The organism is Ruegeria sp. AG1, assembly GCF_056541705.1.
In genome coordinates this window covers 192,411-216,025 of sequence record NZ_JBQFYU010000005.1, presented here as the reverse complement: position 1 = coordinate 216,025, position 23,615 = coordinate 192,411, and the positions used below count along the sequence as shown (strand labels likewise).

Sequence of the window (23,615 nt, the reverse complement as noted above, 5' to 3'; positions counted from 1 at the left end):
TCCTTTTCAATATAAGTCTCCGTGAACCTGCGCGACAACGACGCAATTCCGTCCCATCGACGGACGAGCAGACGGCGCTCTTTCTTTAGGCTACAACGGCTTGAGTGACCTCGAGCCTCAAAGTGGACGACCAGCGCATGATCGAAATCCGAGACCTCCAACTCCTCAGCGCGCTTGCGCGGCATCGGCATTTTGCCAAAGCGGCTGAGGAGTGCGGGATTTCTCAGCCCGCCTTCTCGATGCGCATCCGCAATCTTGAGGACCGCTTGGGCGTCTCGATAGTCCGGCGCGCCAATCGGTTTCAGGGCCTGACCGAAGAGGGTGAGATGATCGTCCTGCGGGCGCGGCGCATTTTGGATGATGCCAAGGCATTGGAGCAGCAGGTGCAGGCCGCAAAGGGCGAGATCACCGGCACGTTGATGCTGGGTGTGATCCCGACCGCCATCGCCTTTACCGGACGACTGACGAAACATTTGCGTAAGGCGCATCCGCGGATCGTGACCCGGATCGAGACCATGTCAGCCTCAGCCATTCAGCATCGGCTGGACGAAGGCAGCTTGGATGCGGGCGTGACCTATGGCGACAGTATCGGCACCGATTTGCGGCAGGTGCAGCCTCTTTACGAGGAGACTTATGTCCTCCTGGCCCCTGCGCATATGGTGGAGGATACGGGACCGATCCCTTGGGCCAAGGTTGCAGATTTCCCCCTTAGCCTGCTTGTACCGCAAATGCAGAACCGGCGTATTCTGGATCGGATCTTTCTGGATCAGGGGCTGCACCCGGATGTAGTGGCTGAAACCAGCGGCTTTACCGCCTCGATGGTGATGGCGCGCGAGGGGTTGGCGGCCACTGTGGTTCCGCGTGTTCTGCTGCGATCTCTGGGTGATCTGAAGGGGACCAAAGTGCTGCCCTTGATTGACCCAGTGGTCAGCAAACCGATTTGCCTGGCGACCCTGACCCGAGATCCGGAATTGCCAACGGTCGAGGCCCTGAGGGCGGTTGTGACGTCTTTGCGGTGATAAGGTGTCGTTATCGTGCGATTGCATATGACGATTTGACGATATCCTCATCTGATGAAACACGGAGCCTCAATCGGAGGGCATCATGGCACCATTAGATACCAAGCCATCAGGCGCACCCAAGGGCGTTTGGAAGTCAGGTAAAGGCAAAGGGCGGCACACGCCCAAAGGCCGTCAGTTTACAGATGAGGCACAGGCGGAGATTGCGCGCCTGCTAGGGGATCGCCCCCGTCGCCGCGATCTGCTGATCGAATTTCTACATTTGATTCAGGATGCGCACGGCCATATCAGCGCCGACCACATCGCCGCCTTGGCGGTCGAGATGCGCATCGGTCAGGCCGAGATCTATGAAACCGCGACCTTCTATGCCCATTTCGATGTGGTGAAAGAGGACGAGACGCCGCCGCCTGCGTTGACGATCCGCGTCTGTGATTCTCTGTCCTGCGAGATGGCCGGTGCCCAGCAGCTGCAGAAGGCGCTGGAAGATGGCTTGGATCCGGCTGAGGTCCGCGTTGTCCGCGCGCCGTGCATGGGACGCTGTGACACCGCTCCGGTGCTTGAGATCGGTCACAACCATATCGACCACGCGACCCCCGAAAAGGTGCAGGCTGCAATTGCAGCGGGTGACACCCATGCGCATCTGCCTGACTACGAAACCTTCGCGGCCTATGAGGCCGAAGGCGGTTATGACAAGCTGAAAGAGCTGCGCGCCGGTGGCGATTGGGAAAAGGTGCAGGAAGACGTCCTATCCTCGGGCCTGCGTGGCCTGGGCGGTGCGGGCTTCCCGTCGGGCAAGAAATGGGGCTTTGTTCGCATGAATGAAGGCCCGCGCTATCTGGCCGTGAACGGCGATGAGGGCGAACCCGGCACATTCAAAGATCGCTACTATCTGGAACGCACGCCGCATGTCTTCCTGGAAGGTATGCTGATCGCCGCATGGGCCGTCGAGGCCGAGACCTGCTTCATCTACATGCGCGACGAATACCCCGCCGTGCTGGAAATCCTGCGTCGCGAGATTGCTGCGTTGGAGCAGGCAGGGATTGTCGAAGAAGGCTACATCGACCTGCGCCGGGGTGCTGGTGCTTACATCTGCGGTGAAGAATCCGCGATGATCGAGTCGATCGAAGGCAAGAAGGGCCTGCCGCGCCACCGTCCTCCGTTTGTGGCGCAGGTTGGTGTGTTCAACCGCCCGACCTTGGTTCACAACGTTGAGACGCTGTACTGGGTTTCAAAAATCTGCCGCGAAGGGCCTCAGATCCTGAGTTCGGTTGAAAAGAATGGCCGCAAGGGCCTGCGCAGCTACTCGATCTCGGGTCGTGTGGCGAAGCCGGGTGTTTGCCTGCTGCCCGCCGGTTCGACCATTTTGGACGTGATCGATGCTGCCGGTGGTATGGCCGAAGGGCAGACCTTCAAAGCCTATCAGCCGGGCGGTCCTTCGTCGGGCCTGCTGCCCGCGTCGATGGATGATATCCCGCTGGATTTCGACACGTTGCAACCGCATGGCACCTTCATCGGCTCGGCGGCCGTGGTGGTTCTGTCCGATCAGGATACCGCCCGCGATGCAGCGCTGAACATGCTGCGCTTTTTCGAAGATGAAAGCTGCGGCCAGTGTACGCCCTGCCGTGCCGGCTGCGAAAAGGCGGTGAAACTGATGCAAGCCGACAAATGGGACACCGATCTGCTGGAAGACCTGTGTCAGGTCATGGGCGACGCCTCGATCTGCGGTCTGGGGCAGGCGGCTCCGAACCCGATCCGCCTTGTCATGAAACATTTCGCCGACGAAATCTGAAGGGAGACAGAGCCATGCTAGACGCAAGCCCAACCAAGACCGTCACGTTCAACCTGAACGGCGAAGATGTCACCGTGCCCGAGGGCTGGACCATCTGGGAAGCCGCCAAGGGGCAGGGGTTCACCATCCCGCATCTGTGCCACAAACCGCAGCCGGGTTATCGCCCGGACGGCAACTGCCGCGCCTGTATGGTTGAGGTGGAAGGCGAGCGCACGCTGGTCGCCTCGTGCATCCGCCCTGCCGCAGACGGTATGGTGGTGAAGACCGACAGCGACCGCGCCGAGAAATCGCGCGCCATGGTTATGGAACTGCTGGTCGCCGATCAGCCCGAAGAGGCACATGACGCCTCCAGCCACTTCTGGGACATGGCCAAGCTGAACGATGTCAGCGAGAGCCGTTTCCCGGCGAAAGAGGCCGAAAAGATCCCGCTGCTGGATGACAGCCACGTTGCGATGCGCGTCAATCTGGACGCCTGCATCAACTGTAACCTCTGCGTCCGTGCCTGCCGTGAAGTGCAGGTGAATGACGTGATTGGCATGGCCGGTCGCGGCCATACGGCTCAGGTGGTGTTCGACCAGAACGACCCGATGGGCGATTCGACCTGTGTGGCCTGTGGTGAGTGCGTTCAGGCTTGCCCCACCGGTGCGCTGATGCCCGCCACCGTGCTGGACGACCAGGAGAAGGGTGACAGCAAGGATTATGATAGCGAAACCGAAAGCGTCTGCCCGTTCTGCGGCGTAGGCTGCAAGGTCTCGCTGAAGGTCAAGGACGGCAAGGTCAAATATGTCGAGGGCATCAACGGCCCCGCTAACGAAGGCCGCTTGTGTGTCAAAGGCCGCTTTGGTTTCGACTACATCCACCACCCGCACCGCCTGACCACGCCGCTGATCCGTCGTGAGGACGCGCCTGAAAAAGGTTTGAACGTCGATCCGGGCAATCTGGATACTCATTTCCGCGAAGCGACCTGGGAAGAGGCGATGGATCTGGCCGCCACCAAGCTGATGGCCCTGCGCGAAGACGACCCGCGCAGCGTTGCGGGCTTTGGCTCGGCCAAATGCACTAACGAAGAAGCGTATCTCTTCCAGAAGTTCATCCGTCAGGGCTTCCGTCACAACAACGTCGATCATTGCACCCGTCTGTGCCACGCGTCGTCGGTTGCGGCCCTGATCGAGAACGTGGGCTCGGGCGCGGTGACCGCGACTTTCAACGAGATCGAAAACGCGGATGTGGCGATCATCATCGGCTCGAACCCGATCGAGAACCACCCCGTTGCAGCGACCTACTTCAAGCAGTTCGCCAAACGCGGCGGCAAGCTGATCGTGATGGACCCGCGCGGCGTCGGTATGCGCAAGTTTGCCGATGAAATGCTGCAGTTCCGTCCGGGGGCTGATGTCTCGATGCTCAACGCGATTATGAACGTGATCGTCGAGGAAGAGCTCTATGACAGCCAGTACATCCATCGCTGGACCGAGAACTGGGAAGCTGAGAAAGAGCATCTGCGCCAGTTCACGCCCGAGGCAATGTCGCCGATCTGTGGTATCGAACCCGAGCAGCTACGCCGCGTCGCGCGCACCTTTGCGCAGGCCAAGGCCGGCCTGATCTTCTGGGGTATGGGCGTCAGCCAGCACATTCACGGGACCGACAACTCTCGTTGCCTGATCAGCCTTGCGTTGATGACCGGCAATGTGGGCAAACCCGGCGCGGGTCTGCACCCTCTGCGGGGTCAGAACAACGTGCAGGGGGCCTCGGACGCCGGTCTGATCCCGATGTTCCTGCCGGACTATCAGTCGGTCATGGACGATGACATCCGAGCCAAGTTCAACAGTGTTTGGAATGACGAGCGTGACTTCTCGAACGAGAAGGGCCTGACCGTCACCGAGATCATTGATCAGGCCTATGCGGGCAACATCAAGGGGATGTATATCCAGGGCGAAAACCCGGCCATGTCCGACCCCGATGTTGGTCACGCCCGCGACGCTCTGGCCAAGTTGGAGCTGATGATCGTGCAGGATATCTTCCTGACGGAAACGGCGAACTACGCCGATATCATCCTGCCTGCCTCGGCGCTCTATGAGAAGAACGGCACCGTGTCGAACACCAACCGTCAGGTCCAGCGTGTACGTCCGGCCGTGACCCCTCCGGGTGAGGCGCGCGAGGATTGGAAGATCACCGTTGAGCTTGGGCAGCGGATCGGGCTGAACTGGGACTACACCGACGTGTCGCAGGTGTTCAACGAGATGAAGTTGACAATGAACTCGCTCAACAACATCACGTGGGAGCGTCTGGAGACCGAGACCATCACCTATCCGTCCCTGTCCGAGACAGACCCGGGTCAGGCGATCGTGTTCGGTGACGGCTTCCCACGTGCGGACGGCAAGGCCCGGTTCACTCCGGCCAGCGTCATCCCGCCGGATGAGGCCCCGGATGACGAATACCCGATGATCGCCACCACCGGTCGTCAGCTGGAGCATTGGCACACTGGGTCGATGACTCGTCGCGCTAATGTTCTGGACGCGGTTGAGCCTGAGGCGAACTGTTCGATGAACCCGCGGACACTGAAACTGATGGGGATTGAACCGGGCGAGATGATCCGCCTGACCACGCGTCGTGGCTCCATCGAGATCATGGTTCGTGCTGACCGTGCGATTGCCGAAGATATGGTGTTCATCCCGTTTGCCTATGTCGAGGCTGCGGCGAATATCCTGACCAACTCGGCCATCGACCCCTATGGCAAAATCCCCGAGTTCAAGTTCTCGGCAATCCGGGTCGAAAAGATCGAAGACGCCATCGCGGCAGAGTAAACTCCATTCCAGACGCTCGGAAAAGGCGGCCCATTGGGTCGCCTTTTTCACGTCTTGACAGCGGCTTACACGCGGCCAACCCTGTCACCGTCATTCATGATGGAGTTGCCGATGCCCCGCCGTTTCGTCGATTTGTCCGTTCCGCTGGAAACCGGGATCGTGTCAGACCCGCCGATCATGCTGCCTGAGATCGAGTACCTGACCCATGACCAAACGGCCGAGCAGGTCATGTCCTTCTTTCCCGGCCTGCAAAAGGATGACCTGCCGGGCGGTGAGGGTTGGGCAATCGAACGATTGCAAATCGCGACCCATAACGGGACCCATCTGGATGCGCCCTATCATCATCATTCGACAATGAACAAAGGTGAGCGGGCGATCACCATCGATGAGGTGCCGCTGGAGTGGTGCATGAACCCCGGCGTTAAACTAGATTTTCGCGATTTCGAGGATGGTTATGTGGTCACAGCAGCGGATGTCGAAGCCGAGCTGAAACGGATCGGTCATACGCTGAAACCGTTGGATATCGTAGTCGTCAACACCTCTGCCGGGACGCAATATGGCCAGCCCGACTATCTGATGAAGGGCTGCGGCATGGGGTGGGAAGCAACCCTTTATCTGACTGAACGCGGCGTGCGCGTCACAGGCACGGATGCCTGGAGTTGGGACGCGCCCTTCCCGTTGACCGCACAGGAATATGCGGAAACTAAAGATGCCTCGATCATCTGGGAGGGGCACCGCGCCTCGATGGAGATAGGCTATTGCCACATGGAGAAGCTAACCAATCTCGAAACACTGCCCGCAATGGGGTTTGAGATTTCTTGTTTTCCCTTCAAGATCAAAGGTGCGTCTGCTGGGTTCATCCGCGCCGTCGCGATCTTTGAGGACCCTGAGGAGTGAAAATCACCAACATGTCGCAAGATACACAACCTCTTGGCGGCCATGATGGCCCGTATAATGCACCGATCGAAATCCACGGCTTTGCTTTGCAGCCGGACTGGGTCGACTACAACGGGCATATGAACGTCGGCTATTATGGCGTGGCGTTCGACATGGCTTTTGAACGTCTGCTGGTCGATCATCTAGGCTTGGGTGAGCCACAGGTCGCCGCGATGGGGCAGGGGCCATATGTGCTGCAGTCGCATATGCAGTTCCTGCGCGAGGTCACTCCGGACATGACGATAAACTTTCGGTTTCGGCTTCTAGATGCAGATCAGAAACGAGGGCACTATTTCGGGCAGATGGTCTCAATGCCGGATGAAACGGTGTGTGCCACGCAAGAGGTGCTGTTCATGAATGTCAGCCACGCGACGGGGCGGTCTGCGCCTTACCCGGATTGGGCGGTCAGGCGGCTGGCGCGGATGGTCGCCGATCACAAGGCGCTTCCCGCGGCACCACAAATCGGCCAGCCGATTGGTATTCGCCGAAAGTAGTCTGTTAGTAATCGCGCTCGAAAAACAGCCCGATCCCGGTTTCTCCGCGCCCGTCAACAGTGCCCCGGACAGTGAAGCTGTCTGTGACGTCCAGGTTCAGGTTTACCTCGGTATCGCCGTCTGTGTTGACGGTGAAGTCCGTGTACAGATTGTCCCCAAGATATGCTCCTGCGCCAAAGCGACCCGCGCCGCCTTCGGTCGCACCGATATCCACCGTGTCAACACCGGTCGAGTCGCGCAGGCCCTTGGTCGCATCGCCGCCAGCCCCGCTGAGTTGCGCCAGAGAGGCCGCCATCTGTGCGATGACAAAAGGTGAGAGTTCCGAGAACCGGTTGCCAAACAACAGCATGGCCAGCGCCTCTTCGGTCGGGCGTTCGGGGTCTGAGAAAACATTGACTTCGGGCGAATCCAGAGGCCCGGCGATCTCGATCGTTGCGGTCCCGTCTGATGTGCTGCTCGAAGATTCGAACTCGATATAGGGCGTCAGGTCCCCTTGCAGTGTGACGATCCCTTTGGTCAGAGTCAGCCTGCGTCCCAGAATATCCAGATTGCCGCGCAGCAGTTCGATCTGGCCCGAAGGGACAACGGATGTCGTGGTGCCACCGATTGAGATATTCCCACCCAGTTCCGCATTCACGCCGCGCCCCCTTACAAAAACGGCTTTGGGGGCCAGCAGACTGATATCCAGCGCAATGCGCGAGTTGCTTTTGCTTTGCTCTTCCGTGGCGATCAGTTGCGCCCGTTCGCGGGTGACATAGCCCAGACGGCTTTCGTTGATATGCTGTATTTCGGGGATCGGAGCTGCCCCGACGGCGCCTGATGCGGCAGCGAGGTTAATGTTGGTTTCGCCAAATGTGATCTGCCCCGCCAAGCTGCTATTCCCTGTCAAAGCGCCCGCCAACACGATCTGACCGTTCAGCGTGGTCTCGTAGAGCAGCTGGTCGGTCAGCACGAGGTTGTTCAATGTCGTCGTGATCTGAGCGTTGAACGGCGGGGTCAGGTCGACGGGTCCGCTGACGGTGAACCCGCCACCTGCACGCATGGCCCCGTTAATAGATATCGTGGCGCGGCCTTGGGCCAGATCGACCGACCCGCCAATTCCAGTGATCGTTTGTCCAGCAGTCGGTATCGCAAAGGACGTGCCCGAGGTTGTGATCGTCCCCGACAGTGCCTCCAGCCCGGGTTGGCCCTTGAGCGCCAGATTGTAACGGGCTGAGCCTTCGATCTTGTTGGGCGTGATGAACGCATTGGCGATACCCAGATTTATCCCACCTTGGGCGGTTACGTCTGCCAGGCCCGTACCCTCATCAAACGTGCCGGACAGCTCGGTGCTGAGATCCGCGGGCCCTGTCGCGTTTGACGAAATCGTCCAGACTCCATTGTCGCGTTTCGCAGTGCCTTCGGCCGACATTGTTCCAGGGAAGTCCGGTACAAAGCGTTCGATCCGGTTGAACTTGGCCTCGTAGTCCAGATCTGCCGAGCCATCCGTCTCAACCGTTCCGACAACGTTTACATACGAGCTGTCAGGTCCTTGCAGACGTGCGGTGCCTTCGAGCCCTGACTGAGTAGGCGCGACGTTGCCATCCAATTTCAAAGGACCAGACAACGTAGTGGATAGGCGGCTGAGGTCATCCAGCATCGCCGAAAAGTTCAGCCCGCCTGATTCACGATCAAGCTGGCCCGAGGCATTTGCCGTCAGCGCCGTCCCGTTTAGCCGGAAGGTGCGGATGTTCATACCGGCGTCAGTGTTTTCGGTATCCACGTTCAGAGTCGTGCGACCCGAAACCAGCGCGTCCAACTGTTCGATCCCAATGCGGATGTCATTGGCCTCGACCGTGCCCTGCACATCGAACAGCTTGCTGCCCATAGCGCCTTTGCCCTGCATATCGGCCTTCACAGACCCGGCCAGATCACGCCCCGCAAGGCCTGAGAACAGCGATAGGTCGGGCACGTTCGCCTTGGCCTGCCCGTCAACGGCCAGATCACCGGTGGGATCCGTGATCGTCGCGGCGGCCTCGGCCGTCAGAGCGCGGCCGTTGATCGTAGCCTGACGAATCTCGATCTGCTCTTGCGACAGTGCTCCATCGAACTCGATTGAGGTCTGCCCGGCCAGAAGTGGGTCCAGATCATCCATCCCGGTCTTGATATCCCGCGCGTTCACGCTGGCCGTACCGTCAAACTCCAGCGTTTGGACTGTGCCTTTGCCGTTCAGACTGGCCTGTACCGAACCGCCCAGATCACGCTTGGCGAGGCCCGAGAAAACCGACAAGTCCCGCGCGCTGACCGTGGCTTGCCCGTCAATGGACAGGTTCCCATCGGGCGTGGTCACAGTTCCTGCAGCCTGTGCCCGGGCGGCATCTGCGATCAATGTGAAGTCCCGGATTGTCACACCGTCCGAGCCGCGTTTTGCATCCAGCGTGATCGTGGTCTCGCCCGTGATCACCGGGTCGATGTCGTCTCGTCCCGTGGACAGATCGCGACCTTTGACGGTGACTTTCCCGTCAAAACTGCGCTCCAGCGGAGAGCCGCTGCCTTCGACGGTGGCCGAGACCTCGCCGCCGAGGTCAAGCTTGGCCAGATCCGAGAACCGCGAAAGGTCGGAGGCGTCGAGCCTCGCCGACCCGTCGATGTTCAGGCCGCTGGTCAGCCCGCTGATCAGCGCGTCGAGATCAAGTGTGTAGTCTGCCCCGATCAATTCGAACCCGGATAGGTTCAGCGTCTCGTCGCTGCCATATTCAAACACGCCGTCCAGCGTGATCCGGTCGCCTATCGCAGTGTTCAGAGCCGGATCTGACAGATCCAGACCGTCAAGCGCGGCTTGAAGGTCACCATCCAGGCTGAGGGCATCTCCTTGTTCCAAGCTCCCCTGCGCCGCAATTTGCGCGCGCCGCAGGCTGATCTGGTCTGTAGTCAGGCCATTGGCCGTCAGGCTCAGGTCCCACAGATTGCCGTTCTGCTGGTCGAACAGGGCCGAGATTTGAGCTGCCTCGATCGACGTACCCCCACCTGACACGGGTAAAACCACTTTGTCGCCCTCAGGTGGGGTGATGCGGCCCTGCAGAGCGGCCAGTTGCAAGGTGCCGCCCGAGGCCAGTTCCAACTGGCCTTCCAGTTTCAGCGCCTGAGACGTGAATTCCAGATCACTGATGTTCAGCGCGCCTTCCGGCTGGGTCTGGCCATCGACAAACAGTCGCGTGTCGGTGCCAAAGAATACATCCATATCGCTGGCGACGAAGGGCGTCAGGTCACCGCCCAGATCGGCGGTGAACGCGATCCCATCCGCTGCACCGCTTTCGGCGGCACGCAGACGCACCTGCCCGGACACGCGCGGCTGGCTGTCACTGCTGAGACTGATATCGGCGGTAAAGTCCGTCACCGGGCCAGAGCCTTTGGCCGTCAAGCCGATAGGTGGGCTGTCGGGGATTTTCAGCGCGGTTGAGATGAGGCCGCCAGAGGCTTCGACAACGCTGAGATCCAGGTCAATTTGGCTACTGGAATTCTGGAAGCCGGCTTTGAGGGTGATTTCGTCTCCGGCACGGTCCAGACGGGTGATGTCGAGGCTGGTATCCAATGTTCCATCGGCCAGCGACAGGTTGCCGGTGACGTTCAGGTCAGCGGCAACGCCGATCAAGGGCTCGCCCAAGGCCAATTCATCAATCCGAAGCTCTCCGATTTCGATGGCAACAGGCAGTTCGGGCAGTTGGAACGGCGTGGTCTCGGCCGAAGGGGGCGGGGCCTCCTCGGTCGTGGTGCCAGGGGCACGGGCGATGTCGATTTCCTGTGCGGTCAACGCGTTGACCGAGAACCGCCCCCGGATCAGCGCCAGACGGTTCCAGTCTAATTCCGCATCCTTGATGGTCAGCCAGACGCCTTCATCATCGGCCACCGTGATCTCGGCAATGGTGGCACGGGAACTCAGCGCGCCCTGTAGGCCCGTGACGGTGACGTTCTGGTCATCACCCGAAAGCGTATCCTGCAGGAACCGCTCGATCATGCTGCCGCCTTCGTCCTCTTGGGCGTGCAGGGCTGGGGGCACAAAGGTCAGCGTGCCGATCAGCAGCGGATATGCGAGGTAGCGTTTCAAAATGCCTGTCCAATCCCGATATAGAATTGCAGCCCGTTGCCGGTGTCGCCCTGAACCGGGTAGGCCAGATCAAAACGTAAGGGTCCGAATCCCCCCAGATCATAACGCACACCCAGACCGGCACCGGCGTGATTTTCGGCATCGCTGCCAATGAACGACGATGTATCCACGGTACCGTAGTCATAGAACCCGACCAGTGACAGGCTTTCCGTGACTTTGCCGCGTACCTCGCCGGAAAAGCCGAGAAACGATTTTCCGCCTGCGATGCCGGTTCCCACCGGAATACCCAGGCTTTCGAAAGGCTGCCCGCGAACGGTTCCAGCACCGCCCGAGAAGAACAGGAAGTCCGGCGTTACCCCATCTGCTGATGGGCCAATGACAGACCCAATTTGAACGCGCCCGGCAAGGACCAGTTTTCCGCCAGTACCCAGACTGGTGTAGGCCCGTCCGTCTCCGAAGAGGCGAATGCCACTTTCGGTTCCGGAGAACCCTGCGAAGGGAGTGGCCTGCGCGTCCAGATAAAACCCGCGTGTCGCGCTGATCTTGCTATCGCGCTCGTCCCATTCTGACCGAAAGGGGATTATGAAGTATCGGAATTTTCGCCCATCTCCGTAGGCGTCATCGGCATCCGACCACTGAAAACCGACAGACGCTTCGGCATAGAGCCTGTCTGAAAACGTGCGCCGCGCACCATAAGCCAATGAGGCCACGGTAACGTTGTAGTTTTCCGTGTTGCGTCGTTCCAACAGAGCGTTCCAGAACGTATTGTCGTCGGGTCCTAGTCGGTCGGGTTGGTCCAGTCTTAAACCGATCCGCCCGTCCAAATCCTCGGCCCCGCCAATGTTGCGCAGGGCGGCTTCAAATCGTAGCCGCTCGGCCCGGCGAAAAACGTTACGGTGAGTCCATGTGGCCGTCACATCCAACCCATCGCGAGAGGCCAGTTCGACCCCAAAGGTCAGGCGGCGTTTGGGCAGGTCTTCGAAGGTGGCATCGAAATCCAGCGTTCCATCGGGGTTGGGGGTCTCGCGTTCTGTGATCGAGACTACGCTGAAGGTACCGGTCCGGCGCAGGCGCGTGCCGACTTTCTGGATTTTGGCGGGAGAGTAGACCTCGCCGCTTGGGAAGCCTGCGATATCTTCGATGGAGCGGTGTTTGACGTCAGTGTCGCCCTTGATGAACATTCTGCCGAAAGTCAGGCGACGCCCCGGATCCAGATCAATCTGTGCGTCCAGCTGCGCCTGTGCATGGCGGGCGATGATGGTTTGGTTCGCAAGTTCGGCTTTTGCGTGACCGGCATCTCTCCACCCCTGCACCCCGGCCGAGGTTGCCTGTTGGATTGCCCCTGTAGTGGCAAGTTTGCCCGGCGCGAACTCTTCCGGCAGCACTGTGTCCGGGGCCACGGGCTGTACGATTGCTTTGCCGAACCGGAAGCTTGGGCCAGTTTCTACGGTGATCACGGCGCGGTTGATTTGCGCGGGAACGCTCAGGGTGCTGAGGTCCGCGGCCTCTTTGCCGTCGAGTTTGATGCTGACCACGGGGCTGAAATAGCCCTCGTCGTAAAGAATCTGAACAATGGTGCGATAGTCTGACAGGGCGGCTGAGAGGATTTCCAAGGGGGTGTCCAGACCACGGGAGTCGGCGGTCGTGACGGACGAAGTCTCCTCAATGCGTTCTCTTAACTCTTTTGAGGCCCCCGGAGCGACGAGATTGGTTTCAAGGGCCAACAGGCCGGTTGGGGCCAAAGCTGTCATTGCGGCCAAAAGCCAACCCGTCAGACGGCGTTGCGGTCTGCTGCCCTGCATCAAATGGCTCCAACTGCCTCAACTCGAATACTATTCGACCGCGCTGTCGGATCGCGGTCGATTAAATTCATGTTAGAGCATTTGAGGCCGTTCAGGAAAAGGCTTTTGATGTGTGGCGAGTGAATAAGGTCCGCAGTTGTGTTGCGTCAGGGTCGACGGCTTGGGGCGGCTCCCGCCCGGTTTGGTCGCATCGTAGATGCGCCCGAACCGGTTGGGCCGGGCAGCGCGCGGGGCGCGCTGCGGTTGCGGCTAGTCAGGCGACGGTCATCAGGCGGGCGACGTCCAGCATACGCGCGGAGAAGCCCCATTCATTGTCGTACCAGCCAAAGACACGGACCTGGTTCGCGCCGACCATGCGCGTCTCTGGTCCAGCGATGACCAGCGACTCGGGCCGGGCGCGCAGATCAGAGGAGACCAGCGGCATATCTGTCCATCCGAGAACCGGCGACGCGCTGACCTGATCGCGCAGGGCCTTTTCGAAGGCCTCTGCGTCAAGGCTGCGGTCCAGCGTGACGACCAGGTCGATGGCCGAAACACTGGCCGTTGGCACCCGTACCGCCGCGCCCGAGATGCGCCCGGCCAAATGCGGCAGAACGACGTCGATCAGGTGGATCGCGCTTGACGTCGTTGGGACCATCGACAGCGCGCCTGCGCGCGAGCGGGCAAGGTCACCGCGCGGGGCATCCACCATCGGTTGGCTGTTTGTATAGCAGTGGATGGTCGTCATGTGGCCCGTAGTGATCCCGCCGATGTCATCCAGAACCCGGACAAGAGGCGCCAGCCCGTTGGTGGTGCAGGACGCGTTCGAGACGACATGAGCGCTGCCCAGTTGATCCTCATTGGCGCCAAGGACCACGGTCACCTCGGCGGCTGGAGAGGGGCCGGAGATCAGCACTTTGCCCGCCCCGGCGGCCAATCCACGCTGTGCCACGTCGGATGTCCGCGCGATACCGGTGCAATCCAGTAGGACATCCACGCCCGACAGGTCGATATTTGCAAGATCAGAGCTGTGGGTCATGAGGATAGCCTGCCCATCCACGACCAGCGCGCTGTTTCCCTCAGAGACCTCTCCGGCATAGGGGCCGAAGGTGCTGTCGTATTTGAACAGGTAGGCGCAGGTTGCCAGCGGCGCGATGTCGTTGATCAGCACCAGCTCGATATCTGATCCTTGCGGCAAGGCCAGAACCTGCCGCAGGATCGTGCGGCCAATACGGCCGAATCCATTGATCGCGAGTTTCATGCGCAAGCTATGGCAGGCGTCTCAGGCGACCTCAATGAAAGTATTGTACCAATTTCAGTTGCAGCTGACCTGCGAGAAAAACTGGCCCGAGATGTTTTGATACATGCTGGCCACGATGGGTCTGCAGCCAGTGGCCTGCTGAATTGCAGCAATGGCCTGCAGGGTCCGCAGGCGCGGTGGCGGGCCGAACGGGTTGAGGTTGTTGTTGTCCCGCGTGGCGCGATAGATCACTGGTTCTTCGGCGACTTGGGTGACCGCCCAAGTGCGGCTGAGAACCACGACGGACTTGGTCTCTTCCTTGGCGATGGCAGGGGCGCTTGGCGCGACGGTCAAAGTGGCAACCGCGGCCAGGGCCAGAAGGGGCAGGCGCAGGGTCATAGTGCAAACTCCTACTTTCAAATGAGAATTTCCCTGATTTCACCAGATTTAGGCGCTGCTGTGAACCCTTTTGGGTCAAATTCGCAGAACCTTTGCGCGTTTCAGGCGCTCAATTTGGATTTTCTGAAGGTGCAACCGCTCGGGGCTTGGCCCGGCCCGCGCTGGGGTATATCCTTGAGGACAAATTGATTTCAGTCATGTGAGGCACATATGAAAGCCCGGATTTCTTTGGTTTTGGCAGCTGTAGTTCTGACGGTTGGGGCGGTTCAGGCCAAACCTCTGTCACGAATTATTGCGGAAATGGGCCTCAGCCCGCAGGATTTCGAAGTGCTGAGCGCGGCCTCGACCGCGTTGTTGACCAGCGGTGCTCCGTCCGTTGGACAAGAACGCGCATGGACCAATGATGCAACTGGTTCGAAAGGCACCGTGCGTATCGCTGCGGTACAGGGGAACTGTGTCTCGTTGCAGCATTCCGTTGAACCCGGCGGAGATGAGCAGAACCGGCAGATTCGAACGCGCAGGTGCAAGGACGCCAGTGGGAACTGGTTGCTGACGCCCTGATTCGCTTCAATAGCCCCTGCCTCGGTCGATCTCGTGCAGCAGCGGCTTGCCCGAGGTCAGCCGTTCGAAATTCCTGGCCACGTCTGCAAGTGCATCCCCCAGATGCCAGCCCGAGACATGGGGCGTGATCGTCACGCCGGGATGCTGCCAAAGAGGACTGTCCTGCGGTAAAGGCTCCTGAGAAGTAACATCCAGAACGGCATGGCCGGGTGTGCCTGCGTCCAATGCAGCGATCAATGCGGTCTCGTCAATCAGATCGCCGCGCCCTGCGTTCAGCAGATGGCTGCCGGGCTTCATCGCCGCCAATATGTCGGCACCAAACAGTCCAACGGTTTGCGGGGTCGAGGGTAAGATGGCGCATACGTAGTCGCACAGACCAAGCAGTTCAGGCAGGGCATCCTGACCGTGCAAGCAGGTCACGCCGTCAATTTGCTTGGGTGACCGGCTCCATCCCATGACCTGGAAGCCAAGGCCTTTCAGCATGAGGGCCGTGCGCGTGCCGATCGTACCAAGCCCCAGTACACCGACCTTTGTCTCTGACGTGATGCGCGGCGCTTTGGGGGACCATTCAGACCGGCGCTGGGCGGCTTCGTAGTCTCCTAAATGGCGTTGGGCGCGCAGGATATGGGCCAGAAACCACTCGGCGATTTCTTGTGCCGGAGCGTCCGGCCTCAGGCGTGCGACGCGGATATGATCGGGCAATTTGGCGTTGCCTACGATGGTTTCCACGCCAGCGCCCAGTTTCTGCACCAGTTTGAGGTTGGGCAGGCGCTCAATATGCGCATCCTGCAGCGTGCTGACCGCCACCATGGTGATTTCAGCTGGATTCCCGATCGTGTCTGGGGTGCGGACATCAGCTTCGGGCGACTGGTGCAGGACCTCTTTGGCCAAATCCGCATCGCTTATCCAGTTGGACAGGCCGGTTTCGATCAAAAGTGCCATGGGTGCCTCATGTATTGGAAATAGATGGAGGTGACGTTCCGTCACGGAACTGGACAGGGTCCGGGCAGCTAAGCCATTCTTCAGGCGAAGGTAAAGCCCGAACCGATGGGCAACGGAGGAGCGTTCATGAACATGTCATTCGGTCTGCGCGAGGAAAACCGCGCCCTTTTGCAGCGTGTCGCAGATATGATCCGCGATGAGATCATGCCGCTGGAAGAGGAATATCAGGCCGAAATCGGCAAGGGCGACCGTTGGCAATATACAGACCGTCAGGCGGAAATCCTTGAGGGGTTGAAAGCCAAGGCCAAGGCCGCCGGGCTTTGGAATTTTTGGCTGACCGACAGCGAAAAGGGCTTTGGTCTGACAACGGTCGAATACGCTTATTTCGCCGAAGAGATGGGCAAGACACCCCTTGGGGCCGAGGTATTTAACTGCTCGGCCCCCGACACCGGAAACATGGAGGTGTTCGAGCGTTACGGCACCGAGAAGATGAAAGAGCAATGGCTGAAGCCTCTGCTCGAAGGTCAGATCCGCTCGGCCTATTTGATGACCGAGCCGGACGTGGCCTCATCTGACGCGACAAATGTGTCGATGTCCTGTGTGCGGGACGGGGATGACTATGTTCTCAATGGTGAGAAATGGTGGTCCTCGGGTGCAGGTGATCCGCGCTGCAAGGTTTACATCGTGATGGTCAAAACAGGGGGCGAAGATCAGCCGAAGCATCAGCGCCAGTCCATGATCGTGGTGCCGGCTGACGCGCCGGGGATCGAGATCCTGCGGCCCATGGAGGTCTATGGCCACGACGATGCACCCCACGGACATATGCACATCCGGTTCACCAACGTCCGCATCCCCGCGGAAAACATCTTGCTGGGTGAAGGTCGTGGGTTCGAAATCGCGCAAGGCCGGTTGGGACCGGGCCGCATTCACCACTGCATGCGCGCCATCGGGCAGGCCGAAAGCGCACTTGAGCAGATGTGCAAACGGTCGCTGCAGCGCGAGGCGTTCGGCAAGAAGCTGGCGCAGCTTGGGGCTAACTACGACATCATCGCGGAATGCCGGATGGATATCGAAATGGCCCGTCTGCTGTGCCTTAAGGCAGCGTGGTATATGGATCAGGGTGACGCGCGGGCGGCGGCGCCGTGGATCAGCCAGATCAAGGTGATTGCGCCTCAGGTCGCTTTGAAAGTGATTGACGAGGCGGTGCAGATGTTCGGGGCGCAGGGGATCAGTCAGGATACCCCGCTGGCCAATGCCTGGACCCATGTCCGGACATTGCGCCTTGCCGATGGGCCGGACGCGGTACATCGCCGTCAGGTCGCGCGTGCGGAGCTTAGGAAATACACTCAGGAAAAGGTCTGACGCCCCGGATGGCTACCTATGATTTCGAAGATCTCTCCTATTTTCATCAGCGAGAGGACGGGGCTTTTGTTGGCAACGACCCGGCGCGCGGTCCTTGGTCGGCGGAGCATTGTCACGCAGGGCCGGTGGCCGGCCTGATCGTGCGTGCCGCTGAAACCGAGGTCGGGCCCGAGAAGATGCTGACCCGCTTGACCGTCGATCTGCTGCGCCCTTTGCCCTTGGCCGGGCTGCGCGTTGCGGCCGAAACCACGCGCCATACCAGAACGCTCGGGACCACACGAGTGACGGTGCATGATCTGGACGACACTCTGTGCGCAACCGCAACCACGATGCATGTGGTGCGCCGGGACTTGGGCGATGTGCCCAATGTCGAAACGCGGCCATTGCGGTTCGAAGATGCGGCCGAAGGCCCTTTCCCGATCGGAGAGGTGCGCCATGACCTGCCCGGTTTCGCACATTTTAGCGATATCAGATACGGGGCGGGGTACAAGCAGGGAGTGGGGCCGAAAACCGTGTGGATGCGGACCCCGAACCTGTTGGAGGGTGAGGTGCAGTCTCCGATCCAATCGCTCTGTGCCTTGGGGGATTGCGGCAATGGCATCTCATGGAATGCCCCAACGGCTGAGATGGGCTTCATGAACACTGATCTGACCATCAACATCCACCGGGAGCCCACCTCGGATTGGATGGCCTCTCAATCAGTTTCGCATTGGCAGTCCTCAGGGATTGGGATGTCTCAGTCGGTGTTGTATGACAGGCAGGGACCCGTTGGGACGGCCTTACAAACGATTGTTCTGTTCCCGCCCAAGTGATCGGTCGGCCAGTTTCTGCATCGAGACCGGAAATCGCATTGCCGATGCGTACTTCGACGCCTATCTTGCCCTTATGCGATGGTTGTTCCCATTCCTGACCTGCTGCCTGCCGATCCCGGCCTTGGCCCACCCGCATGTCTTCATTGACACGGGGTTGGAGTTCATCGTGGACGAGGCCGGACAACTAACCCATGTCCGCGTGACCTGGGCCTATGACGAGCTGTTCTCGCTGCTGCAACTGGAGGACATGAGGTTGGATCAGGATGGCGACGGCGCGCTGACCGATAGTGAGCAGCAGTTCCTGACCGGTTTTGATGCGCAATGGATGGAAGGCTATAACGGTGATCTGGTTGTGACCGCCGCCGGTGCCCCGGTTGCCTTGTCTGGCCCGTTGGAGCCGTATGCCACGACCGAGGATGGCCGCATCGTCACCACTCATCTGCGCGCCGTCGAAGGCGGATCTGTTCCGGCCGAGGCGATTTCGGCAAAAGCCTTCGATGAAACCTATTACACCGCCTATGACGTCACCCGCCCTGTCACTGTGTCCGGCCCGGCGACTTGTCTGCTCGAACGGATTGATCCGGATATCGACGGCCAATTGGCGCAGATGCAGGCCTTTCTGCTGACCCTGGATGCAGAATACGACCTTGAGGAAAACGATATCCCGCTTGTCGGCGAAAGCTTTGCGACCGAGATTTTGATTTCATGTCCAAATACCTGATTGTTCCCGTCGCTCTCGCATGTGGCCTGCTTTTGTGGTTCTGGGGCAGCGGCGGGTTTGACAGCCTTGCTGCCTGGGCGGCTGGCGAACAGCGAGAATTTCAGAACCAGATCGCGCGTGCCCTTCGGGCGGCCCGAGCCGAACAACCTCAGGCGGTGGCAACTTTGCTGACAGTTTGTTTCGCCTACGGGTTCTTTCACGCCATCGGTCCTGGCCACGGCAAGGTCCTGATCGGAGGCTACGGTCTGGGCCGTCAGGTTGCCTTCTGGCGCTTGTCGGCGATCAGCGTGCTGTCGAGCTTCGGGCAGGCCGTAACGGCGGTTGTTCTGGTCTATGCCGGGGTTCTGATATTCCAGCTCTCGCGCGAGACACTGGTAGGCACGACCGAGCAGGTTATGGCGCCAATCAGCTATGCGGCCATCGCGGCCATTGGTTTGTGGTTGGTCTATCGCGGGATGCGCAGTTTCGCGCGACGGTCTCGCAGCGATGCCGCGCAGGGGCATTCTCACGAGCATGAGCATCACCACGACCACCACCATGAGGAACGCGACCACCACCATCATCACCACGATGAGGTCTGCTCGGATTGCGGCCATCGCCACGGTCCCAGCGCGGAAGAGGTCGCCAACGTCGGGTCACTGCGTGAGGCGCTCGTGCTGATCGCGGGTATCGCCGCGCGCCCCTGTACCGGGGCCTTGTTCGTGCTGATCCTGACCTGGCAGATGGGAATCGCCATGGTCGGAGTTGCCGGAGCTTTCGCGATGGCGCTGGGCACCGCGACTGTCACAACGCTGGTCGGCTGGACGTCCTTTGGCCTGCGCGGCGGGTTGCTTGCCTCTGCCTCGGCCACGCGATTTGCGTCGATACTGGCCCCGACCATCGAACTGGTGGCAGGGCTAGTGATTGTCGTGATTGCCAGCGGCCTGTTGTTGCGCGCGATTTAAAGCGATCTAGAAAACCGGATCAGGGTAACTGACCCGTGCCAGATACAGCCCTTGCGGCGGGCAAACCGGCCCGCAGGCGGCGCGATCTTCGGCCTCTAGCGCGTCGCGCACATCCTCGGGTGACCACGACCCCGCGCCAACACGTTCAAGCGTTCCCACAAAGCTGCGCACCTGATTGTGCAGGAATGACCGCGCCCGAACGTGAAAATGCACCTCGGGGCCGGAGAAACCCTGCACCTGCTCCACCCGCAACTCATCCAGAGTTTTCACCGGGCTGGCCGCCTGACAGATCGAGGATCGGAAAGTGGTGAAATCATGCCGCCCGATCAACATATCCGCACCCGCCTGCATGGCCTCGACATCCAGCTGATGATTGATCTGCCAAACCTGCCCTTTGTCATGGGTCGCAGGCGCGCGGCGCATCAGGATGCGGAACAGGTATTGACGTTCAACCGCCGTAAAGCGCGCGTGCCAGTCATCAGCGACCCGCGCAGCCTGAACAATCGCCACCGGCTGCGGCTTAAGGTGATAGTTCAACGCCTCGGACAGACGGAACGGATCCCACTCCTTGACCAGATCGCAATGCGCCACTTGCCCCAGCGCATGCACACCCGCATCGGTGCGCCCGGCGGCAGCAATGGTGTGATCACCCGGCTGGATGCGGGACAGGGCGTGCTCAATGGCCCTTTGCACCGAGGGCAGCTCTTTCTGGCGTTGCCATCCGGCAAACGGCTCCCCTTGGTATTCGACTTTCAAAGCATATCTGGGCATGGGCCGCTGGTAGCGCGCGACGCGCAAACGGGCAAGGGGGCGAAAGCGCTGGCATGTCCGGCAGCGGCTACCTATCTTGGGCGAAACGATTATTGCGGGGCGACAATTTGGTCATCTCATCCCTGGCAGACAGTCTTGTGCGCAGCGTCGAATCCATCGGCGACAGCGTGTCCGAGACGTTTTTCGAGCCGGTCATCCGTCTGGGCGTCACCGGTCTGGCGCGCTCCGGCAAGACGGTTTTCATCACGTCGCTGGTGGCAAACCTGCTGGACCGGGGCCGCATGAGCGGCCTGGTTGCGCAGCAAGAGGGGCGCATCAACGCGGCCTACCTGCAACCGCAGCCAGACGACACGGTCCCGCGGTTCGACTACGAATCCCATCTCTCCGACCTGACTGGCCCACAGCCGCACTGGCCCGAAAGCACCCGCGCGGTGTCCGAGTTGCGCCTGTCCTTCAAAGCCCGACCGGCCGGGTTGCTGGCAGGGCTTCAGGGACCGCGCACCGTACATCTGGACATCGTGGACTATCCCGGCGAGTGGCTTCTGGACCTCGCGTTGCTGGACAAATCCTACGCCGACTGGTCGCAGGAGACGCTGTCGCGCATCGAAAACCGCCCCGAAGCGGCCGAGTTTCTGGCGCAGGCTCGTGGCACCGATCTGACGGCAACGCATGACGAGCCGACCGCGCAGGCTCTGGCCGCTGCGTTCACGACCTATCTGAACACCGCGCGGGACGCTGGTTTCTACGACTGCACGCCGGGTCGTTTTTTGTTGCCGGGCGATCTGGCAGGCTCTCCGGTTCTGACTTTTGCGCCTTTGCCTGTGTCCGAACCCTCGCGCCGTCGCACCCTGCAGCGCGAGATGGAGCGGCGCTATGAGGCTTATAAATCTCAAGTGGTGAAGCCCTTCTTCCGCGATCATTTCTCACGCATCGACCGTCAGGTTGTGCTGGTCGATGCGTTGGGCGCAATCCACAAAGGCCCGCAAGCGGTCGAGGATATGCGCCGCGCCATGGGCGATATCCTCTCGGCCTTCCGTCCGGGGCGCAACGCGTGGCTCAGCCAGTTGTTGCTGGGCAAACGGGTTGAACGCATTCTGTTTGCAGCCACCAAAGCCGACCATCTGCACCACACGCAACACCCGCGCCTGACCGCGATCATGGAGGCCCTGACCCGTGAAGCACGGGATCGGGCGAGCTTCGCTGGTGCTGAAACGGCAGCCCTGTCGCTGGCCTCGCTGCGCGCCACGACCGAAGAAATGCGCAACCACAACGGAACGGAATTGCCCTGCGTTCGGGGAACACTATTTAACAGTGGCAAACAAGCTGCCTTCTACCCCGGAGAGCTGCCGAATGATCCATCCCATCTGCTCGGCCCGGCCCGAAACGGGGCCGAGGCGTGGCTTGGCGATGATTATGGTTTCATGGCTTTCGCCCCGGCCCAGTTGACGCTACGCCCGGGCGACGGCCCGCCGCATATCCGGTTGGACCGCGCCGCGCAGTTCCTGATCGGAGACCGGCTGTGACGGTTACCCTCCGCCCCGCCCGCAGCACCGATGCCGGTGCAACCGGGGAAATCTTGCACGGGTTTTCGCGTGAGAATGACTGGATTCCCGACCTCCACAGTTGCGCTGAGACCATCGCATTTTGCGGCCGTATGATTGATCAAAGCTGGGTTACTGTTGCCGAGGTCTCGGACACAGTGGTTGGATTTTTGGCCCTGAACGGAACGGATGTGCATTCCCTGTACTTGACGCCTGCTGCGCGCGGGCAGGGGATCGGCAAGCGGTTGCTCGATCATGCGAAGGCGCAGCACTCGCGGCTGACGCTGTTTGCATTTCAGGCCAACACCGGCGCTTGCAGGTTCTATGAACGCAACGGCTTTGCCGAGGTCGCCCGAAGCGACGGGGCGGACAACGATGAAAACCTGCCTGACATCAAATATGTCTGGCGTAGTGAAGGGGCAGAGAATGGCTAAAGGCCCGGTCCTGATCGACCTCGAAACAGACGAACCCGCCGCCGACGTGGCCAAGGCCCCTCCGGTGCCTGATCTGGCGGTACCTCAAGGGCAGGCTATGCAAAGCGCGGCGCGATTTGCCGCCCGCAAACCCTCAGCCTTGGCGCGTTGGTTCTGGGGGTTGGCGCTGGCGGTAGTCGGGGCTGCGATTTCGGTCGCCGCATGGGATTTCGCGACCTCGCTGATCGCACGCGCGCCCATTCTGGGCTGGGTTGTCACCGGTTTGATCGCAGCTTTGGTCCTTGTTGCGCTGATCATCGCCGTCCGGGAACTGGCTGCAATTGGCCGCCTGTCCCGCGTTGACGGATTGCGCCGCGCAGCGGATGAGGCCTTGGCGGATGCTGATCTGACCAAGGCGCGCGCGGTCACGACCCGCCTGATTGCCTTCTACAAAGGCCGGGATGAGACCAAATGGGGCCGTGATCGGCTGTCCGAACGTATGTCAGAACAATTCGACGCCTCTGGCCTGTTGGCTTTGGCCGAGGATGAACTGCTGGCCCCGTTGGACGCCGCCGCAAGCCGTGAGGTTGAGGCAGCAGCCCGGCAGGTGGCTACGGTCACGGCCTTGGTGCCCCTGGCCCTTGCGGATGTGGTCACGGCCCTTGCGGCCTCGTTGCGAATGATCCGGCGGGTGGCCGAGATTTATGGTGGGCGGGCCGGGTTTCTGGGAAGCTGGCGCCTGACGCGCGCCGTTTTCGTGCATCTCGTGGCGACCGGTGCGGTGGCCGTCGGCGACGATCTGCTGGAGCCTGTTCTGGGTGGATCGGTCCTCAGTAAACTGTCGCGACGCTTTGGCGAAGGGTTGGTGAACGGTGCCCTTAGCGCCCGCGTCGGGGTGGCCGCGATGGAAGTGTGTCGACCCTTGCCCTTCTCAGATCGTCACAAACCGTCGGTCCGCACAATGATCAAAAGGGCGTTGCAGGGGCTGTTCAGTAAGACTTGATC

General features: G+C 60.5%; 19 protein-coding genes. 13 read left to right on the top strand and 6 right to left on the bottom strand.

Annotated elements, in window-relative coordinates:
• Positions 1–137: 137 nt before the first annotated feature.
• From ACR0B5_RS09360 to ACR0B5_RS09340, 5 genes are all read left to right on the top strand, one after another.
• Positions 138–1,019, top strand: a complete 882-nt coding sequence (locus tag ACR0B5_RS09360) for a LysR family transcriptional regulator (RefSeq protein ID WP_170378123.1) — start codon at positions 138–140, stop codon at positions 1,017–1,019.
• Positions 1,020–1,104: 85 nt separating this feature from the next.
• Entirely contained in the window at positions 1,105–2,808 is a 1,704-nt protein-coding gene (locus tag ACR0B5_RS09355; protein WP_480540120.1) for an NAD(P)H-dependent oxidoreductase subunit E, read from the top strand.
• 14 nt (positions 2,809–2,822) lie between these two features.
• Positions 2,823–5,609, top strand: a complete 2,787-nt coding sequence (fdhF, locus tag ACR0B5_RS09350; protein WP_480540119.1) for a formate dehydrogenase subunit alpha — start codon at positions 2,823–2,825, stop codon at positions 5,607–5,609.
• A 111-nt stretch (positions 5,610–5,720) separates the two neighbouring features.
• Positions 5,721–6,506 (top strand): cyclase family protein, encoded by a 786-nt coding sequence (locus ACR0B5_RS09345; RefSeq protein ID WP_480540118.1) that lies wholly within the window; start codon positions 5,721–5,723, stop codon positions 6,504–6,506.
• Entirely contained in the window at positions 6,503–7,039 is a 537-nt protein-coding gene (locus ACR0B5_RS09340) for a thioesterase family protein (RefSeq protein WP_480540117.1), read from the top strand. The genes ACR0B5_RS09345 and ACR0B5_RS09340 overlap by 4 nt, the downstream gene beginning before the upstream one ends.
• Positions 7,040–7,043: 4 nt before the next feature.
• Here the strand turns inward: ACR0B5_RS09340 and ACR0B5_RS09335 are convergent, their stop codons facing one another.
• From ACR0B5_RS09335 to ACR0B5_RS09320, 4 genes are all read right to left on the bottom strand, one after another.
• Positions 7,044–11,123 (bottom strand): translocation/assembly module TamB domain-containing protein, encoded by a 4,080-nt coding sequence (locus tag ACR0B5_RS09335; RefSeq protein WP_480540116.1) that lies wholly within the window; start codon positions 11,121–11,123, stop codon positions 7,044–7,046.
• On the bottom strand, positions 11,120–12,925 hold the full coding sequence (locus ACR0B5_RS09330; RefSeq protein WP_480540115.1) for an autotransporter assembly complex protein TamA: 1,806 nt from the start codon (positions 12,923–12,925) through the stop codon (positions 11,120–11,122). The genes ACR0B5_RS09335 and ACR0B5_RS09330 overlap by 4 nt, the downstream gene beginning before the upstream one ends.
• Positions 12,926–13,178: 253 nt before the next feature.
• The gene (locus ACR0B5_RS09325; protein ID WP_480540114.1) at positions 13,179–14,165 is read right to left on the bottom strand and encodes a type I glyceraldehyde-3-phosphate dehydrogenase; all 987 of its coding nucleotides are present in this window, start codon (positions 14,163–14,165) and stop codon (positions 13,179–13,181) included.
• A 54-nt stretch (positions 14,166–14,219) separates the two neighbouring features.
• The gene (locus tag ACR0B5_RS09320) at positions 14,220–14,543 is read right to left on the bottom strand and encodes a hypothetical protein (RefSeq protein ID WP_170472050.1); all 324 of its coding nucleotides are present in this window, start codon (positions 14,541–14,543) and stop codon (positions 14,220–14,222) included.
• A 210-nt stretch (positions 14,544–14,753) separates the two neighbouring features.
• Here ACR0B5_RS09320 and ACR0B5_RS09315 point away from each other — a divergent pair, with 210 nt between their 5' ends.
• The gene (locus ACR0B5_RS09315) at positions 14,754–15,104 is read left to right on the top strand and encodes a hypothetical protein (RefSeq protein WP_170377750.1); all 351 of its coding nucleotides are present in this window, start codon (positions 14,754–14,756) and stop codon (positions 15,102–15,104) included.
• 6 nt (positions 15,105–15,110) lie between these two features.
• Here ACR0B5_RS09315 and ACR0B5_RS09310 read toward each other — a convergent pair whose 3' ends face one another.
• On the bottom strand, positions 15,111–16,046 hold the full coding sequence (locus ACR0B5_RS09310; RefSeq protein ID WP_480540113.1) for a 2-hydroxyacid dehydrogenase: 936 nt from the start codon (positions 16,044–16,046) through the stop codon (positions 15,111–15,113).
• Positions 16,047–16,172: 126 nt separating this feature from the next.
• Here ACR0B5_RS09310 and ACR0B5_RS09305 point away from each other — a divergent pair, with 126 nt between their 5' ends.
• The 4 genes from ACR0B5_RS09305 (at position 16,173) to ACR0B5_RS09290 (ending at position 19,885) form a co-directional block, all read left to right on the top strand.
• Complete coding sequence (locus ACR0B5_RS09305) at positions 16,173–17,408, top strand: acyl-CoA dehydrogenase family protein (RefSeq protein WP_480540112.1); 1,236 nt, start codon at positions 16,173–16,175, stop codon at positions 17,406–17,408.
• An 8-nt stretch (positions 17,409–17,416) separates the two neighbouring features.
• Positions 17,417–18,220, top strand: a complete 804-nt coding sequence (locus tag ACR0B5_RS09300; protein WP_480540111.1) for a thioesterase family protein — start codon at positions 17,417–17,419, stop codon at positions 18,218–18,220.
• Positions 18,221–18,293: 73 nt separating this feature from the next.
• Complete coding sequence (locus tag ACR0B5_RS09295) at positions 18,294–18,941, top strand: DUF1007 family protein (RefSeq protein ID WP_480540110.1); 648 nt, start codon at positions 18,294–18,296, stop codon at positions 18,939–18,941.
• Positions 18,926–19,885, top strand: a complete 960-nt coding sequence (locus ACR0B5_RS09290; RefSeq protein ID WP_480540108.1) for a nickel/cobalt transporter — start codon at positions 18,926–18,928, stop codon at positions 19,883–19,885. The genes ACR0B5_RS09295 and ACR0B5_RS09290 overlap by 16 nt, the downstream gene beginning before the upstream one ends.
• A gap of 6 nt (positions 19,886–19,891) precedes the next feature.
• Here the strand turns inward: ACR0B5_RS09290 and truA are convergent, their stop codons facing one another.
• On the bottom strand, positions 19,892–20,656 hold the full coding sequence (truA, locus tag ACR0B5_RS09285; protein WP_480540106.1) for a tRNA pseudouridine(38-40) synthase TruA: 765 nt from the start codon (positions 20,654–20,656) through the stop codon (positions 19,892–19,894).
• Positions 20,657–20,763: 107 nt separating this feature from the next.
• Between truA and ACR0B5_RS09280 the strand changes: the two genes are divergently transcribed.
• The 3 genes from ACR0B5_RS09280 to ACR0B5_RS09270 are packed head-to-tail and all read left to right on the top strand — an operon-like array spanning position 20,764 to position 23,613.
• A complete protein-coding gene (locus ACR0B5_RS09280; protein WP_480540104.1) occupies positions 20,764–22,179 on the top strand; it encodes a YcjX family GTP-binding protein in 1,416 nt (471 codons plus the stop codon).
• Positions 22,176–22,631: a GNAT family N-acetyltransferase gene (locus ACR0B5_RS09275; protein ID WP_170677002.1), complete on the top strand. Its 456-nt coding sequence runs from the start codon at positions 22,176–22,178 to the stop codon at positions 22,629–22,631. The genes ACR0B5_RS09280 and ACR0B5_RS09275 overlap by 4 nt, the downstream gene beginning before the upstream one ends.
• Positions 22,624–23,613, top strand: a complete 990-nt coding sequence (locus tag ACR0B5_RS09270) for a YcjF family protein (protein WP_170377765.1) — start codon at positions 22,624–22,626, stop codon at positions 23,611–23,613. Before ACR0B5_RS09275 ends, ACR0B5_RS09270 begins: the two co-directional genes overlap by 8 nt.
• Positions 23,614–23,615 lie beyond the last annotated feature (2 nt).

Excerpts from the sequence above, each read along its gene's own strand:
- ACR0B5_RS09290 (WP_480540108.1), top strand. The coding sequence starts at position 18,926 with ATGTCCAAATACCTGATTGTTCCCGTCGCTCTCGCATGTGGCCTGCTT.
- ACR0B5_RS09345 (WP_480540118.1), top strand. The coding sequence starts at position 5,721 with ATGCCCCGCCGTTTCGTCGATTTGTCCGTTCCGCTGGAAACCGGGATC.
- ACR0B5_RS09270 (WP_170377765.1), top strand. The coding sequence starts at position 22,624 with ATGGCTAAAGGCCCGGTCCTGATCGACCTCGAAACAGACGAACCCGCC.
- ACR0B5_RS09325 (WP_480540114.1), bottom strand. The coding sequence starts at position 14,165 with ATGAAACTCGCGATCAATGGATTCGGCCGTATTGGCCGCACGATCCTG.
- ACR0B5_RS09295 (WP_480540110.1), top strand. The coding sequence starts at position 18,294 with ATGCGATGGTTGTTCCCATTCCTGACCTGCTGCCTGCCGATCCCGGCC.
- truA (WP_480540106.1), bottom strand. The coding sequence starts at position 20,656 with ATGCCCAGATATGCTTTGAAAGTCGAATACCAAGGGGAGCCGTTTGCC.
- ACR0B5_RS09355 (WP_480540120.1), top strand. The coding sequence starts at position 1,105 with ATGGCACCATTAGATACCAAGCCATCAGGCGCACCCAAGGGCGTTTGG.
- ACR0B5_RS09330 (WP_480540115.1), bottom strand. The coding sequence starts at position 12,925 with ATGCAGGGCAGCAGACCGCAACGCCGTCTGACGGGTTGGCTTTTGGCC.
- fdhF (WP_480540119.1), top strand. The coding sequence starts at position 2,823 with ATGCTAGACGCAAGCCCAACCAAGACCGTCACGTTCAACCTGAACGGC.
- ACR0B5_RS09315 (WP_170377750.1), top strand. The coding sequence starts at position 14,754 with ATGAAAGCCCGGATTTCTTTGGTTTTGGCAGCTGTAGTTCTGACGGTT.
- ACR0B5_RS09320 (WP_170472050.1), bottom strand. The coding sequence starts at position 14,543 with ATGACCCTGCGCCTGCCCCTTCTGGCCCTGGCCGCGGTTGCCACTTTG.
- ACR0B5_RS09305 (WP_480540112.1), top strand. The coding sequence starts at position 16,173 with ATGAACATGTCATTCGGTCTGCGCGAGGAAAACCGCGCCCTTTTGCAG.
- ACR0B5_RS09360 (WP_170378123.1), top strand. The coding sequence starts at position 138 with ATGATCGAAATCCGAGACCTCCAACTCCTCAGCGCGCTTGCGCGGCAT.
- ACR0B5_RS09310 (WP_480540113.1), bottom strand. The coding sequence starts at position 16,046 with ATGGCACTTTTGATCGAAACCGGCCTGTCCAACTGGATAAGCGATGCG.
- ACR0B5_RS09300 (WP_480540111.1), top strand. The coding sequence starts at position 17,417 with ATGGCTACCTATGATTTCGAAGATCTCTCCTATTTTCATCAGCGAGAG.